8 protein-coding genes are annotated in these 17021 nt (G+C 43.0%); 6 read left to right on the top strand and 2 right to left on the bottom strand.

Features of this window, described 5'->3' with window-relative positions; all coding sequences use genetic code 11:
- The first annotated feature begins 16 nt into the window (after positions 1-16).
- Together QUB33_RS11580 and QUB33_RS11575 are read left to right on the top strand one after the other, a co-directional pair.
- Positions 17-3715: a GAF domain-containing protein gene (locus QUB33_RS11580; protein ID WP_333350480.1), complete on the top strand. Its 3699-nt coding sequence runs from the start codon at positions 17-19 to the stop codon at positions 3713-3715.
- A 173-nt stretch (positions 3716-3888) separates the two neighbouring features.
- Positions 3889-5106 carry an adenylate/guanylate cyclase domain-containing protein gene (locus tag QUB33_RS11575; RefSeq protein ID WP_333350494.1) on the top strand — a complete coding sequence of 406 codons (1218 nt, stop codon included), beginning with the start codon at positions 3889-3891 and terminating at the stop codon, positions 5104-5106.
- Positions 5107-5155: 49 nt separating this feature from the next.
- Here QUB33_RS11575 and QUB33_RS11570 read toward each other — a convergent pair whose 3' ends face one another.
- Together QUB33_RS11570 and QUB33_RS11565 are read right to left on the bottom strand one after the other, a co-directional pair.
- Positions 5156-6436, bottom strand: coding sequence for a recombinase family protein (locus QUB33_RS11570; RefSeq protein WP_333350478.1), 1281 nt, complete (start codon positions 6434-6436; stop codon positions 5156-5158).
- 3 nt (positions 6437-6439) lie between these two features.
- Complete coding sequence (locus tag QUB33_RS11565; RefSeq protein ID WP_333350476.1) at positions 6440-6799, bottom strand: VOC family protein; 360 nt, start codon at positions 6797-6799, stop codon at positions 6440-6442.
- A 313-nt stretch (positions 6800-7112) separates the two neighbouring features.
- Between QUB33_RS11565 and QUB33_RS11560 the strand changes: the two genes are divergently transcribed.
- From QUB33_RS11560 to QUB33_RS11545, 4 genes are all read left to right on the top strand, one after another.
- A complete protein-coding gene (locus QUB33_RS11560; protein ID WP_333350474.1) occupies positions 7113-7313 on the top strand; it encodes an SDR family NAD(P)-dependent oxidoreductase in 201 nt (66 codons plus the stop codon).
- A gap of 150 nt (positions 7314-7463) precedes the next feature.
- Positions 7464-9590 (top strand): SpoIIE family protein phosphatase, encoded by a 2127-nt coding sequence (locus QUB33_RS11555; RefSeq protein WP_333350473.1) that lies wholly within the window; start codon positions 7464-7466, stop codon positions 9588-9590.
- 166 nt (positions 9591-9756) lie between these two features.
- A complete protein-coding gene (locus tag QUB33_RS11550) occupies positions 9757-11289 on the top strand; it encodes a hypothetical protein (RefSeq protein ID WP_333350471.1) in 1533 nt (510 codons plus the stop codon).
- Between the two features lie 253 nt (positions 11290-11542).
- Positions 11543-16993, top strand: a complete 5451-nt coding sequence (locus tag QUB33_RS11545) for an AAA family ATPase (protein ID WP_333350469.1) — start codon at positions 11543-11545, stop codon at positions 16991-16993.
- Positions 16994-17021: the final 28 nt, after the last annotated feature.

The raw sequence follows: 17021 nt of genomic DNA, 5'->3' as shown, positions 1-17021 counted from the left end.
GCCAATAACAAGTATTATGTGGGAAGCACTCAAAAATATCTTTTCCCCAACTCAGTATATGCCTCACGGTCATTGCTATCTTTGGCAAACGCCTTTAGTGTGGCTGCACGTAACTGGGGACTTCTTAATCGCGATCGCCTACTATTCAATTCCGGCGATGCTAATTTATTTTGTTTTTAAGCGGCGCGACGTTCCTTTTTTAGGAATATTTGCTTTATTTGGTGCATTTATTATTCTCTGCGGCACCGGCCACTTGCTAGACATTTGGACGCTGTGGCATTCCGCTTATTGGCTGTCGGGGATTGAAAAAGGAATTACTGCACTGGTTTCCTGCTACACTGCTGGACAAATGGTAACACTATTGCCACAGTTTTTATCTTTGAAAACCCCCCAAGAATTAGAGGCAATTAATAGCAAGTTGCAGTGCGAAATCGCCGTGCGTGAAGATGCAGAATTAGCGTTGCGCTGTGCTTATGATGACTTAGAAATTAAAGTCCAAGAACGCACGGCAGAGTTGAGAGAAATAAACGGCTATTTAGAAGCAGAAATAAGAGAAAGAATAGCCGCTGAATCCGCTTTGCGCGAACGAGAAACTCGATTAACAGAACAACAAAATGGTTTGCTCGAATTAGCCAAAAATTCTAGTATCTACGAGGGAAATATCGGCGAGGCTTTGAGAGAGATTACGCAAATGGCAACCCGTACCCTGGATGTCGATCGGGCAAGTATTTGGTTTTATCATGAAGATAAATCCGCAATGTCCTGTGCGGATATTTACGAACTGACTCCCAATCTACACAGCGCCGGTGCAGAACTGAAAGTTGCTGACTATCCTAGCTATTTCCAAGCTTTGAAGACAGAACAGGCGATCGCAGCGGTTGATGCCAAAACCGATCCGCGCACCCGAGAATTTAGCGAATCTTATTTGACGCCTTTAAACATCTCGTCGATGCTCGATGTTCCTATTACCCATAAAGGGCAAATTGCGGGTGTAATTTGTTTAGAACATCAGGGAACGACCAGGAATTGGACGCTCGACGAACAAAGCTTCGCTAGCTATGTGGCGCAGATCGCAGCTTTAGCAATGGAAGCTCGCGATCGCAAGCAAGCCGAGTTCAACTTGCGTTCTGTCACCGAACGCTTGCAATATTTACTGGCGACTACCCCGGCGGTGATTTTTAGCTGCAAATTAGGGGGAGATTATGACGTAACATTTGTCAGCGATAATGTGGTTTCAATGATTGGTTACGAAGCGAGAGAATTTCTTGATGGTTCCCTTGATTGGCATAGCCTGGTTCATCCAGAAGATAGAGAGATTGTTGCTACTTCATTCGCTCAGATATTGGAAAAAGAATCGATTGCCTACGAATACCGCGAACGGCACAAAGACGGTAGTTATCGCTGGATATACGATGAGGTTAAGTTAGTCAAAGATGCTGCTGGCTTACCTGTGGAGTGCGTTGGTTATGGAGTAGATATTACTGCTCGCAAACGGGCGGAATTAGCGTTGCAGCAACAAGTAAAAAGGGAGCGGCTCGTGAATTCCATTCAAGAGCGAATTCGTTCCTCTCTTAACTTAGAAGAAGTGCTGGCAATGGCTGTGGAAGAAGTCCGCCAGTTTTTGTCCACAGACAGGACTATTATTTACCGATTTAACCCTGATTGGAGTGGATTGGTAGCCGTCGAGTCGGTAGCCGTCGGTACGATGCCAATTTTGGGAATTGACATTAATGACCCTTGTTTTCGAGAACGCTACGTCTCTTTTTACGAGCAGGGACACATTCGCGCGATCGACAATATTTATACGGCAGGTATTTCAGAGTGCCACATTAATTTACTGAGCGAGTTGGAAGTTAAAGCTAACCTCGTGGTTCCCCTTTTGCAAGGTGAAAAACTATGGGGGCTACTCATTGCTCATCACTGTCGCAGTTATAGGCATTGGAATTCTTCTGAGATAGAATCTCTCAAGCAAATTTCCGTGCAGCTAACAATTGCTATCCAGCAATGCACCCTTTTTGAACAAGCCAAAACAGAAATTGCGGAACGTAAATTAGCAGAAATAGCATTACAAAAAGCTGTCGTAGCTGCTGATACAGCTAACCGCGCCAAGAGCGAATTCCTTTCTTCTATGAGCCACGAACTGCGGACTCCCCTGAATGCCATTCTCGGATTTAGTCAAGTGATGGTGCGCGATTCATCTCTCAACAATCAACACCAACAGCACCTAGAAATTATTAATCGCGCGGGTGAACACTTGCTTTCGCTAATTAATGACATTTTGGAAATGTCCAAAATTGAAGCGGGCAGAAGTCAGCTTAATGAAAGCAGTTTTAATTTAATGCGTCTGCTAAAAACCTTAGAAGAAATGTTTCGCTTAAAAGCTAAGTCTAAGAAATTGCAGCTAAATTTGGAATTGGGTGACGGTGTACCGCACTTTGTTAGTGGAGACGAAGGTAAATTGCGGCAAATTTTGATTAATCTTGTAGGAAATGCGATCAAGTTTACAGAGATGGGTAGCGTTACTTTGCGAGTGAAAAAGAAGGTAGAAAAAAGTTTGGGGGCTGAAACCGCAGATTTTTCGGACACACAAACACAACTTATCGGCGCAGGTTGTGAACATTCCGAAAGCTTAGCGGTTGAAACCGCAGCTATACAAAGAAAACCCGGATGGTGCAGTGGTTTTAATCAGTCCGAAAGCTTGGCGGACTGTGATTGTGCAGACGCGCATGACCTTCACCCGGAATTGTTACGTCTTCAGTTTGAAATTGAAGATACTGGTCTTGGCATTGCCCCAGAAGAAATGAATAAGTTATTTGAACCCTTTGAGCAAACAAAAACAGGTCAAAAATCTCAACAGGGGACTGGATTAGGTTTACCAATTAGCCGCAAATTTGTACACATGATGGGAGGAGATATTACTGTCAGCAGTACACCTGAGTTGGGAAGTAAGTTTGCATTTGATATTCAAATCAACCTTGCCACTCCCAACGAGATTAAAATCCTTACACCGCAGAAAAAAGTAATTGGTTTAGCGCCCAATCAACCAGAATACCGGATTTTGGTTGTTGACGATCGCGCCGATAACTGCCTAGTCATAGAGAGATTATTGTCACCACTAGGCATCCTCGTGCGAGAAGCTAGAGATGGTGAAGAAGCTATTGCTGTATGGGAGGACTGGCAACCGCACCTGATCTGGATGGATATGCAGATGCCTGTCATGGATGGCTATGAAGCCACCAGAAAAATTAAATCTCATCCTCTCGGAAAACAAACTGTAATAGTTGCTCTTACTGCTAGCGCTTTTGAAGAGGAACGACCAACTATTTTAGGAGCAGGCTGCGATGATTTCATGCGTAAACCCTTCGAGGCAAAGATATTATTTGCGAAAATGGAAGAACTTTTAGGAGTGCGTTACATTTACGAGGAATCTGTTGATGCACCACTAGAAAATGAAAGCGAAATTAGCGGAGTGACTAGCAATCAATCTGTCGAGTCACAACTCGGTCAAATGCCTCTTGAGTGGGTAGAAAAGATAGCTCATGCTGCTCATGAATGTTGCGACGATAAAATTGTCAAGTTGATTGAGGAAATGCCGAGCGACTTGGCTTTTGCCGCCGAATATTTAACTACTTTGGTGCAGGATTTCCTATTTGACGATATTATAGAGATAGCACAATCAGCACTTACGATGATTAGAGTACCAGTTTCCAACTAATCTCTACTTAGGAGCATCTCCTATTTAAAAAAGACTTAACCTTAGCCCCCCAACCACTCACTGCCCTCTCTCTCTAGGAGAGGAAATCAAAATTTATACTGTTTCGTTTGGATGGAGAGCGAATTATTAAGTGTTAATATCTTTGAGTTTAAAAAACAACCGTGAGCCCTCGCATGGACAGCAATCAATATCCTACCATTCAAGCCAACATTTTAGTAGTTGATGATAAGCCCGATAATGTGAGGCTTTTATCTACAATCTTGACCGAACAAGGGTATCAGGTTCGTAAAGCGCTCAACGGGCAAAGGGCGATCGCTACAGTGCAAGAGTTTCCGCCAACTCTAATTTTGCTGGACGTGATGATGCCAGACATGAATGGATATGAGGTATGTGCAAAGTTGAAAGCTTCACCAAAAACCAGTTCCATTCCCGTGATTTTCTTAAGCGCCTTAGATGACGTTTTAGATAAGGTGAAAGCTTTTGAGGTGGGAGCAGTTGACTATATTACTAAACCTTTTCAAGGTAAAGAAGTATTGGCACGAGTGGCAAATCAGTTAACAATTCAAACTCAACAACAGTTACTTCAAGAGCAAACGAAGCAATACCAAGAACTTGTCGAACGTTTGCAAAACGAAATTAAAGAGCGGCAGGGAGTGGAGGTAGCTTTACGGCTTGCTCAAACAAAGTCGGATCATTTATTGCTGAATATTTTACCAGCAGCGATTGTTGAAAGTTTGAAAAAGGGCCAGGGTGCTCCTGCCCAGAGGTTTGATTCAGCAACAGTTCTTTTTGCCGATATTGTCGATTTTACGTCGATTGCTGCTAGAATTTTACCTTTAGAATTGGTAAATGTACTGAACCTGATTTTTTCAAGGTTTGACCAACTAACTGAAAAACACGGTTTGGAAAAAATTAAAACAATTGGAGATGCTTATATGGTAGCAGGGGGGTTGCCTGTGCCGAGGGCAGATCATGTAGAAGCGATCGCGAATATGGCCTTGGATATGCAGGAAGCGATCGCTGATTTTCAAACTGACAAAGGCGAACCATTTCAAATTCGGATTGGCATTCATACAGGGCCAGTAGTTGCTGGCGTAATTGGCACTAAAAAATTTATCTATGACTTGTGGGGAGATACTGTTAATGTTGCTTCTCGGATGGAATGTCAAGGATTACCGGGATATATTCAAGTTACTACGGCTATTTACGAGGCGTTAAAAGAGCGCTATTTATTTGAGGAAAGAGGTGCGATCGCGGTTAAAGGTAAAGGAGAGATGACCGTCTATTGGCTAAAAGGTAAAAAAGATAATTCAGCGGTAGAAACCGATGCTTGTCAAACGAATTCCACTCCTAGCGAACTAATAGATTACCCAAATATTCCACTTCTTTAACAAGTCGGGCATCTAACCTAGGAGCTACGGATGAACGGCGAGCTAATCCTTAAAAAATAAAAATAATTTGCAGTTTCCAATTTGTATTTTCCCGGACTATTTCAATGCGGTCGATAAATTCTCGAAAGTAAAACCTGCGTTCTGATTCTGATAAATCGAGCCAAAATTGGGGAAAGGAAACTGTTTGGGCAGTTTCTCGCAAATTTACTGGGGGTAGTTGTGCTAATTTGCTTTGCAGTTCGGCAATTTCCGTGCGGATTTTGTAGGCTCTCAACTCTGCCGTTTCCGTGTCTAAAATGCCGCTGTCCATCAGGGCGGGAAGTTGCTCTAGGATTTCTTGTTTTGATGCGATCGCCCCGACAATTCCTGCTTTAATTCCATTCATATTTGGCATTTGCAACCCAGCAACAGCATCGGGTAAATCCCGACAAATACCGGCGATGGTTAATTGCAATATTTCATGATAGGAAATGCCGCTACATTTAGGCTGTTTTGGACATTTAATTGGTCGCAAATAAAGGTATTCTTTTTCTTGGCGGTAGGAGGTGACTTTGGCAACTGTCATGGGCGATTTGCATTCTGCACAAATTGCTAAACCTGCGAGGGAACGTGGGGCGCTAGCGCTGCGAGGAGAAAGGCAGCGGTTGCGGCGCAGTAACCTGTCTATTTGGGCGGCTTCGTCTCTGGAAATAATCGGAACGTGGGTGTTAGAAATTACTTGGCCGTTTTGATATTCCAAATCGCCTCGGTAGGCGGGATTTGTCAGCCAGCGGCGGCCGGTACTTACAGAAATTTTTTTGTTGTATTTCTTGGCTAAATACCGCACGGAACCTCGCAAGGAACCGTAAATTAAAAAGTGTTCAAAAAAGTCTTTGACGGTGGGGGCGGTGGTTTTATCGATCGTATAACAATCTTTGCCGCGTCGGTAGCCGTAGGGAGCCTTACCCGGTGGAATGCGGGATTTGATGCGGTTGCGCGCGTGTCCTTTGCGAATACTCCGGCTGTGTTGGCTGCGCTGGATTTCTGCGAGTATTTGCAGCAAGTTTTTGCGGTTTCGCGGTTCTGTTTCTGCTTGTACGATGATTTCGACGCCGAGGTTTTCGAGTTGCCAGAGGTGCGAACACACTTGCTGTACGGTGTCGCCGAGTTCTTCAAAGCGCTGAATTAATAAGTATTTGACTGGTTCTGTTTGGCAGTCTTTGAGGAGTTGCTGAAGTTGTTGCCGCCCTCCTAAGTCTTGATAGGTGCGATCGACTTCTTGACCCCAAATTTCCGGTGCGGGTGCTGCTTCCAGTAGCGGTTCGGTGTAAGAATAAGCGATGATTTTCATCTGTTACTCGCTGAGTTCGATGATGTTGCCGTCGGGATCTTGGGTAAATAATGCCGCTCGACCTGACGCGCTCATTTGGAACGGGCAATTGTGAGCGATTAACTGCTGTTTGGCTGCCTCTAAGTTAGCAACAGAAAACGCTAGATGTCGGTTGCGTCCCCATTTGGCATGGTCTACGGCATCTGGGATAATTGTTGCACCTAAAATTAAGTGGAGCTGGAAGTCGCCGATTTGATACCAGATTCCGGGAAATTTTAAGTCTCGATTGATTTTTTGCAGTCTTAGTACGGTGCTGTAAAAGAGCTGGGATTTTTCCAGGTTGGAGATGAGTAGGGCGCTGTGCAGGGATTGAGTAATTTGCATTTTTGTTTGGTATTTTTTTTTATTTTAACCGCTGATGCAGGCTGATGAACGCAGATTGGTTGATGTTTTTTCAGTTTTGGATATGATAACATTGTCACTTGCTCTTAACCTATCCAAAAAGGTAAATAGGTCATCGGAAAAAACCTGAATAGAAAATCGGAAATTGTAGGGGCGCGTTTAGTTAGAATCTATGGCAGCAGCGAGTTTACTACTGCAAAACCCGCAGTCTCCCCATGTTATATTTATTTGTGCCTACTTACTTATAAATCATGAATAGCAAACAAGTATTTTTGACTGGTGGAATGAGGGGATTGTGACTGTCGCTTCGCGTGGGGGCGAACAGCCGATTGGACAATGGGTGGCTTACTGTGCTGCTAAAGCTGGAATGGTGGGGATCACAAAGGCGATCGCAGATGAAACAAAAGGTACTAATATCACTGTTAATACTGTTCTCCCCCGTGTGATTGATACTCTGACAAATCCATCGTTAATGGGTTCGGAGAATGCTCACTAATGGGTGAAACCTGAATCTCTAGCTCAAGTAATTTACTTTTTTGGTTCGGAAGCTGCCAAAGATGTTCGCGGCGTCGTTATTCCGGTTTAAGGCAGCATTTGAAAAGTTAATCAACCTACTGTAAACTGCCCGCTGGGAGTGTTTTTAACAATGGTTTCAGAAAAAAGTGCGATCGTCTCCAGATCGGGCAAATTCCCTCTCCGCAATGTATTGGTAGTTCCCTTTGTACTCCAAATTTTGGCGGCAGTTGGCTGCGTTGGCTATCTCTCTTACAGAAACGGAGAGCAGATAGTCAACGATATTGTTAATCAGTTGCGGCAGGAAGTGAGTGCGAGAGTTTACGAACGTGTCCAGACCTATCTGGAAGATCCGCCACTCGTGAATCAGATTAATTACGATGCTTTACGTCTGGGGGTCTTGAACTTTGACGATTTAGAGCAAACTCGACCCTATTTTTGGAAACAAGTTCTGCAATTTAATTCGATCGGTCACGCGGGAATTGCCAACGCAAAAGGTCAGTACCTGCGTGTGGGTTGGGTAAATCGGCAGGTTGGGCTTGAACAACCTCAGCTTGCCCAGCAACTAATTCCCGGGGGTGGCGACTTGATATATTACAACCTTGACGCTGATGGAAACCCTACAAAGATTGACAAAACCACGCCCAATTACGACGTTCGCACGCGCCCTTTTTACAGAGTTGTTGTCGAGAAGAAACAGGCAGCTTGGAGTGAAGTTTATATTAATTTTGGTTACGGGACGCTGCAAATTAATGCGAGTCTACCCTATTACGATGCCCAAGGCCAACTAATTGGCCTGCTGACTTGCCAGATGGGACTAGATCAAATTCGCCACTTCCTGCAAACCTTAAGGGTGGGTAATTCCGGTCAAGTATTTATCATTGAACCCCAGGGTGAATTAATAGCCACCTCGCTTAAAGAACAGCCTCTTTCGGTGGGAACAGGCAAAGATACAAAGCGGCTCAAAGCACAGGAAAGCAGCAACCCGCTGATGCGTCAAAGTGTGGTTTATCTGCTCGATCGCTTCAAGCGTTTGGAAGACATCCATCAAACTGTTCAACTTGACTTTAAGCTGAACGGTGAGCGGCAATTTATCCAAGTTTCTCCGCTAACTGACAAGTACGGCCTCAATTGGCTGAGTGTAGTAGTAGTTCCTGAAGCCGACTTTATGGCGCAAATTTATGCTAACACTCGCCACACCATTTTGCTGTGTATTGTGGCTCTCGTTGTCTCTGTTGGAGTGGGTATTTTCACCGCTAGCTGGATTACTCGCCCCCTGAATCAAATTGCTCAAGCTTCACAATATCTAGCAGGTGGTGCTCTCAACCAGAACGTTGATTCCAGTCGGATTTGGGAAATTGAAACATTAACAAATTCTTTTAACAGCATGGCGAGACAACAGCAAGAATCCTTTGAAACGCTAGAAGATAAAGTCAAAGAACGTACCTCTGAACTCGCTACAGCCACTAAACAAATTGCTGCTCTCAACCAGCGCCTGAAAGCGGAAAACCTCCGCATGAGCTCCGAGCTCGATATGCTCAAACAAATGCAGCAGTTGATTCTGCCAAAACCTGCTGAACTTGCAGCCATTGAAGATTTAGATATTGCCGGATTTATGGAGCCAGCCTCGGAAGTAGGCGGTGATTACTACGACGTACTTTGTACGAACGGGGTTGTCACGATTTGCATTGGTGATGTCACCGGACACGGATTAGAAAGCGGTATTTTGATGGTGATGACTCAAGCTGCTGTCCGCACTCTTCAGGAAATGGAAGAATCCAACCCGGTGCGTTTTTTAGATACCCTCAACCGCACTCTTTATAAAAATGTCCAGCGCATGAACTCCGACAAAAATATGACACTAGCTTTGCTCAACTATGCGGATCGCACAATTAGTATCAGCGGTCAACATGAGGAAACTCTTGTGGTCAGGAAAGGTGGTCAAATTGAGCGGATAGACACCATGAATTTAGGATTTCCGCTCGGCTTAGATGAGGATATTTCCGATTGGATTAGCCATGTTTTAGTAGACTTACAACCTGGGGACGGGGTGGTGCTTTATACTGACGGCATCCCCGAAGCTAGAAATATTCACAAAAAATTCTACGGTGTCGAAAGACTCTGTGAAGTGGTTTCTCAAAACTGGCATTTGAGCGCCGAACAAATTAAGGAAGCCACCATTGATGATTTGCGAGACTTTATTGGAGAACACAAGGTATTTGATGACATTACCTTGCTTGTTATCAAGAAAAAGGATTAAGTCCTGTCTGTTTTCATTCTTGCTTTCTTCACCCATCACTGCTATTCTCAAAAAAGATATTTAGTATCATCGGCTGTGTTTTAGATAAAATATGTAGGAATAAAACTTTATAAAACGCTGGCTCTACCGCATTAATAATTAAAGATCTATTCGGCTCTATAAATCAATGACAAACACAATCTTTCGACTACTGTCAATCTTCTTAACTATCGCAGTAATAACTCTGTTTCCTGGAGTTGCTAATGCAGGCCAGATTTCCGTTCACAATTCTACTAACCAGCCAATTACTTGTGATGCTTCTGGTGGTATTCGCAACACTGTTAAGCAAAATATGCAGAGGCTATTGCTCTCACCAGGCCAAACTCTTGCACTCAACCCACAGGATTTCTCGACGCAAACGATCGCTCGCGTGGAGTGTACGGGATACAATGTTGACAATCTGAACGTTACCCCCAATAGTCCCGATCGCTATTTATCTTTCACCGGTCAAGCCCAGCAGACTTTATCGGTATTGCTGTACCCCTATTTACCGACAACACCAGAAGCAAATTTTCAGTCGATGGTACAGCGGATTGTCAATGAGTTTCAACAAAAAAATCCCCAGATTTTGCTCAATGCAGTAATGACTCAAGATTTAGAATATGACACCTATACCTACAGCAATTTGCCGCATCTTTTGGGTAAAAATGGATTTGATTTAGTTGAACTTGATACCTTAATGTTAGGTGATGCAGTCGATAACCATTTGATTCTTCCAGCTTCCCAAGCAATATCAACTTCTAATTTTTGGCAAGTAGGTCTAGAAGCATCTACTTACAACAATCAACTCTACGGTTTTCCGACTTGGCTGTGCTCATATTTTTTATTCGGGCGAAACCGGGATATTTTGCAAGTTAAATCAGTGCCGGGGTTAATTAATTATTTATCTCACCAACCACCCGTAAAACCGCGATTAATTGCCAATTTTAACAGTGACTGGAATGCGATCGGCTTTTATTTGGATGGCTATACAGACTTGTTTGGGTTTGATCACGTCACAGAAGCTTTGGAGAAACCGATCGATCCGCAGGTAATGAACAATTTAGTAGAAATGTCTTCGGAATGTGTAGTAAATGGTACAAATGGCTGTGTCAACGACTACTATAATCAAGATCCCAACGCGGGATACCAGGACTTTGTAGCAGGGGCCAGCAGCTTTATTGGGTTTTCGGAAAATTCTTTTTATATCCGCTTGTCCGATACCCAAAAGCTACCTCTTTTTGCAACACCAGCTCCCTATGGTCAGGAACTTAAACCATTGGTTTTTGCTGATACTTTAGCTGTGAATTCTTCTAGATGTAACAATCAAGATTGTCAGGCTAATGCTGTCAAGTTTATTGACTACATGAGCAGCGTTGATACCAAACTCTGGATTGCTTTTAGCGAAGATTTAGATAACGGTACGCCACCCCGGCGATCGCTACCAGCCATCAAAGCTTTCTACGACCAGCCGCGAGTCGAGCAAGACGAACTATATCCGCAATTCGCACCAGTAGTCAAGAACCAAAACGCAAATTTTCCTAACTCTATTTCCGACAATAAAAAAATAGCGATGTACCAAGAAATTTGTACGAAATTCAACCAACAGGAACCTGAATATCCCAAATGTGACTTTACCAGGCGATCGATCCTACGAAGCAAGCGTTTCAAAGGTTTTTAACAAAATTGATGTGATTCGCGATCGGTTAGCGATCGATCATTGTTTTTTGGTCAAATCTTCCCTAAAGCTTGCGGGCTGTAGTAAACTAATCACTAATCACCGCAAACTTTTTTATATAGCTTGGACTAAAAGCTGACTAGGATTTAGCAACCTGAGCGGTGGTAAGTATGTTCTGCATCGCTGAAACCATTGCCCCCCATTGCATCGCTCCATCGATTTGTGCCCTCTTCCTTCAACACCTAGTATAGCAACTATGACCCTGATATCAATTCCGGGCTACCGGGCGATCGAAGAACTCTACTCTGGCCCCAGAACCTCGGTTTTTCGAGGTTTTTCTGAATCAGACAATCAACCCGTCGTCATCAAACTGCTCAAATCTGAGTATCCGACTTTCAGCGAACTGGTGCAGTTTCGCAATCAGTACACCATTGCCAAAAATATTGAAAATTCCGGTATTGTCAAACACTTAAGTTTGGAAGTATACCGTAACGGTTTTGCCTTAGTGATGGAGGATTTTGGCGGAATTTCTCTAGCAGAATACATCACCAATGATGCTGGGAACCTCAAGGACAAAATTAGCAATAGCCTAGAAAAGTTTTTACATATTGCGCTTAAAATTTGCTCTTGTTTAGAAGCAATATATAACAGCAAAGTTATTCACAAAGATATCAAACCCCAGAACATTATAATTAATCCTAAAACTCAAGAACTTAAAATAATAGACTTTAGTATTTCCTCGCTTTTGCCTCGCGAAAATCCAGAAATTAAAAATCCCAACATTTTAGAAGGGACATTAGCTTATATGTCTCCCGAACAAACTGGAAGAATGAATCGTGGGATTGACTACCGCACCGATTTTTACTCGCTAGGAGTAACTTTTTACGAACTGTTGACAGGACAATTGCCATTCCAATCTAACGAGCCGATGGAATTGGTTCACTCTCACATTGCTCGCCAGCCAATTCACCCGATCGCCCTCAATTCTGCCATTCCCCAAGTATTGAATGACATAGTGCTCAAACTGATGGCGAAAACAGCGGAAGCACGCTATCAAACAGTTGGTGGCATCAAACACGATTTAGAAAAATGCTTAAAAGAATACTCAGAACATGGCACTATTCAATTGTTTGAATTAGGCAGCAGAGACATTTCCGAACGCTTTGTCATTCCCGAAAAACTTTACGGCAGAGAAACCGAAGTTTCGGTCCTATTAGCAGCCTTCCACCGCGTCGCCTGTCCCCAGGAAAATTCCGCAGCCGCCGATTTGGAGGTTTGCCCTAGTAGCAGCCGAGAGCTTCAGAAACTCCCCCGTACAGCTACTACCGAAATCATTTTGGTAGCAGGCTTTTCCGGGATTGGCAAAACCGCTGTGGTTAACGAAGTTCACAAGCCAATAGTCCAGCAGCGGGGATACTTTATCAAAGGGAAATTCGACCAATTCAGGCGCGATATTCCCTTCTCAGCATGGGTGCAAGCTTTGCAAAGTTTCCTGCAGCAATTACTGACAGAAAGTGTTACTCAAGTTCAGCAGTGGCAAGCACAAATTTTGTCCGCTTTAGGCGATAATGCTCAGGTAATTATTGATGTTATCCCAGAATTAGAACTGCTGATTGGCAAGCAACCTGCTGTCCAGGAACTAGAACCCAGTCCTGCACAAAATCGCTTCAATCTGTTATTTCAAAAGTTCATTCGTGTCTTTGCTACAAAAAATCACCCCTTAGTGATCTTCTTAGATGATTTGCAATGGGCAGATTCAGCCTCTCTGAAACTAATGCAATTGTTGCTCGGGGAACCAGAGGGTCAACATTTGCTGCTAATTGGCGCTTATCGAGATAATGAAGTTTCCAGCGTTCATCCATTAATGCTGACTTTATCAGAGATTCGCAATCTACCAAATCGCAGTATTGATCGACCAGCCCCTATCATTAATCAAATTACTCTCGCGCCACTTTCAAAAATTGACTTAAATCGTCTAGTTGCTGATGCTTTAAGTTGTCCGCCGTATCGCTCGATTTCTTTAACAGAATTGATTTTTCAAAAAACTAAAGGCAATCCTTTTTTTAGCAATCAATTCCTAAAAAAGCTGCATGAAGATAAGTTAATATATTTCGATTTTACCCAGTTCGATGGGGGACAAAGGGGGGGTTGGCAGTGCGACATTACTAAAATTAGAGAATTGGCAGTCAGCGATGATGTCGTCGAATTTATGGCGAATCAATTGCAAAAATTGCCGCTAACTACTCAAAATATTTTAAAACTAGCTGCTTGTATTGGCAGCCAATTTGATTTAGAAACCTTAGCAGTTGTTTGTGAAAAATCTCAAATAGACACTGCGGCTGATTTATGGAAAGCATTGCAAGAAGGTCTAATTTTACCCCAAAGTGAAGTTTATAAATTTTTTGCAGATGATGGGGAGTCTGCACCATTAGCTGTTGCCGATTGTCAATTGCCCAGTTACAAATTTTTACACGATCGCGTTCAACAAGCTTCTTATTCTTTGATTCCCGATGAGGCAAAACAGTCAACTCACCTAAAGATTGGCAGATTGTTGTTGAGTAATACCCCAAAAGATGAAAAAGAAGATCGGATATTTGATATTGTCAACCACTTGAATATGGGAGTGGAATTAATTGTCGATCGCACCGAAAAAAATCAACTAGCTTCCTTGAATTTAATTGCGGGACATAAAGCTAAAACTTCTACAGCTTATGCTGCTGCTGTGGATTATTTAACTATCGGCAGAAACCTGCTAGCAGAGGATAGCTGGACAAATTTATACGACTTGACGATCGATCTTTATGTAGAAGCGGTTGAAGCCGAATATTTGAATACCAATTTCGATTTGTCGCACCAACTGGCGGAAATAGTTCTGTGTCGAGCGAAAAATCTACTCGATCAATTCAGAGTTTACGAAGCGCAAATTCAGTCTTATATTGCTCAAAATCAGATGAAATCTGCAGTAGATACTGGATTGCAAGCTTTGGGAATGCTGGGTGTTTCTTTGGAAACAGAACTTCCCGCCACAGTAGAGATATCTGCCTTAGCTAATTTGCCGGAAATTAATGATCCTTATAAAATTGCTGCTTTGAGGATTTTATGTGCGATCGCTTCTGCCGCTTATCTAGCTAGTCCAGAAACTTACCCAGCCGTTGTGTTTACAATGGCACATATTTGTAGCAAATATGGGAACTCTGCACCGGCTAGTTATGCCTATGCTTGTTGCAGTTTAATCTGTGAAGTAATTGGAGAAATTGAATTAGGCTATCAATACGGTCAACTATCTTTGCAGGTATTAGATAAATTCCCATCCCAAGAATTTCACTCGAAAGTTTTGATGGTGTACAATGCTTGCGTGAGACATTGGAAAGAACCCAGTCGATCGAGCATACCGTCTTTAGTATCAGCAGTCCAAAGCGGTTTAGAAACTGGCGATATAGAGTATGCTTGCTATTCGGCTATGTATCTTTGCATCTACAGCTTTTTTAGCGGCGAAGACTTAAGATCTGTAGATAAAAAATATGAGCAGTATCTCGAACTAATGCTGAATTCTAAACAAGAATATCAGACTTATTATACTAAAATTTGGCGACAACTTACATTAAACTTACAAGGATTAGCTGAGGACAATTGTCGGTTAGTTGGGGAGAGTTTTAATGAAGATGAAATGTTACCGGTTTTGCTGGCAGCAAATAATGTGTCTTCCATCTTTGGGGTTTATTTTGCTAAATTAGTTGTGAATTATTTGTTTGGCGATCGCGATCGGGCTGTGGAAAATGCCCAGCTAGCAGAGCAATATGTCGCGGGTGTCGGCTCGTTGATGATGGTTCCCCAGTACAATTTTTACCATTCCCTCGCCCTGGTGGGACTCTATCCCCATGCTGATTCGATCGCTCAAGAACAATACTTGAACCAAGTTGCAGCCAATCAGGAAAAAATGCAAGATTGGGCATTCCATGCACCGATGAATTATCAGCACAAGTATGACTTAGTAGCCGCAGAAATAGCACGAGTATTGGGACACAGGCTGGAAGCAATGGATTTGTACGATCGCGCCATTGCTACGGCCAAAGAAAACCAATACCTCCAAGAAGAAGCACTCTTCTGCGAATTGGCAGCTAAATTCTACCTTGAATTAGGCAAAGATAAAATTGCCCGCGTCTATCTAACGGACGCTTACTACGCTTATGCTCGCTGGGGATCTCAAGCAAAAACTCATGATTTAGAACAAAAATATCCCCAATTACTCAGCCAGATTCTCGAACAAAAAACAAGTTTGTATGCGGGAGAGACAATCGCTCAAACTATAGTCGGACCACTCACGTCGGCTGGCAATAATATTGGCAATATGCTGGATTTGGCAACAGTTATTAAAGCTTCTCAAGCCATATCTGGAGAAATAAACGTCGAGGAATTGCTCTCAACTTTGATCCAAATTTTGACTCAAAATGCGGGAGCTTCAAAAGGCTCTATCATCTTACAAAGAGCAGGCAAATTATCGATTGTTGCTAAATGCTTAGACGAGCGCTGCTATTTGCCCAATATTCCCCTTTCTCAAAGTCAAAATCTTCCCATCACTGCCATTAACTACGTCTGGCGTACCAGAGAAACCTTGGTAATTAATGATATTGCTACTGAAAATATCTTTGCGGCAGACCCCTACATTATTCAGCACCAACCTAAATCTGTATTGTGTACTCCCATCGTTAACCGAGGTAAAGCGATCGGCATTTTGTACTTAGAAAATAGTCTCGCCCCAGGTGCATTTACTTCTGACAGATTGGAAGTCTTAAAAATTCTATCTTCCCAAGCAGCTATTTCGCTGGAGAATGCTCTGCTATATCAAACTCTAGAAGATAAAGTTGAAGAACGTACAGCCCAACTAGCCCAAGCGAATCAGGCAATTTCTGCCCTCAACCAACGCCTCAAAACAGAAAATCTGCGGATGAGTGCCGAACTCGATATCCTCAAACAAATGCAGCAGTTAATTCTGCCCAAACCTGCGGAATTAGCAGCAATTGCAGAGTTAGATATCGCTGGCTTTATGGAAGCAGCGGATGAAGTTGGTGGCGATTACTACGACGTACTTTGTACTGACGGGGTGGTGACGCTCTGCATTGGTGATGTCACCGGACACGGACTAGAAAGTGGGATTTTGATGGTAATGACTCAAGCTGCTGTTCGCGCTTTGAAAGAAGTTCAAGAAATAGACCCGGTTCGCTTTTTAGATACCCTGAACCGCACTATTTATAAAAATATCCAGCGGATGAACTCGGACAAAAACCTGAGCCTAGCTCTCCTCAATTACGCGGACAGTAAAGTTAGTATTAGCGGTCAACACGAGGAAACTCTCGTAGTCAGAAGAGGCGGTAAAATTGAGCGTATTAACATGATGGATTTAGGATTTCCTATCGGCTTAGATGAGGATATTTCCGATTGGATTAGCCATGTATTAGTAGACTTAGAGCCGGGGGACGGGGTGGTGCTTTATACTGACGGCATCCCCGAAGCTAGGAATATGCATAAAAAATTCTACGGTATCGAAAGACTCTGTGAAGTGGTTTCTCAAAACTGGCATTTGAGCGCCGAACAAATCAAGGAAGCCACCATCGATGATTTGCGAAAATTTATTGGAAAACAAAAGGTTTTTGATGACATTACTTTGCTAGTATTGAAGCAACAGGGAAATATTGTGCATAATTTATGATTGACGGTCGTCAACCCGGTTTCTACGA

It is taken from the genome of Microcoleus sp. B3-A4, from assembly GCF_036705385.1.
GTDB lineage: Bacteria > Cyanobacteriota > Cyanobacteriia > Cyanobacteriales > Microcoleaceae > Microcoleus.
This window is presented reverse-complemented; position numbering and strand designations above follow the sequence as displayed.

Excerpts from the sequence above, each read along its gene's own strand:
- QUB33_RS11550 (WP_333350471.1), top strand. The coding sequence starts at position 9,757 with ATGACAAACACAATCTTTCGACTACTGTCAATCTTCTTAACTATCGCA.
- QUB33_RS11565 (WP_333350476.1), bottom strand. The coding sequence starts at position 6,799 with ATGCAAATTACTCAATCCCTGCACAGCGCCCTACTCATCTCCAACCTG.
- QUB33_RS11545 (WP_333350469.1), top strand. The coding sequence starts at position 11,543 with ATGACCCTGATATCAATTCCGGGCTACCGGGCGATCGAAGAACTCTAC.
- QUB33_RS11575 (WP_333350494.1), top strand. The coding sequence starts at position 3,889 with ATGGACAGCAATCAATATCCTACCATTCAAGCCAACATTTTAGTAGTT.
- QUB33_RS11555 (WP_333350473.1), top strand. The coding sequence starts at position 7,464 with ATGGTTTCAGAAAAAAGTGCGATCGTCTCCAGATCGGGCAAATTCCCT.
- QUB33_RS11570 (WP_333350478.1), bottom strand. The coding sequence starts at position 6,436 with ATGAAAATCATCGCTTATTCTTACACCGAACCGCTACTGGAAGCAGCA.
- QUB33_RS11580 (WP_333350480.1), top strand. The coding sequence starts at position 17 with ATGTGGGAAGCACTCAAAAATATCTTTTCCCCAACTCAGTATATGCCT.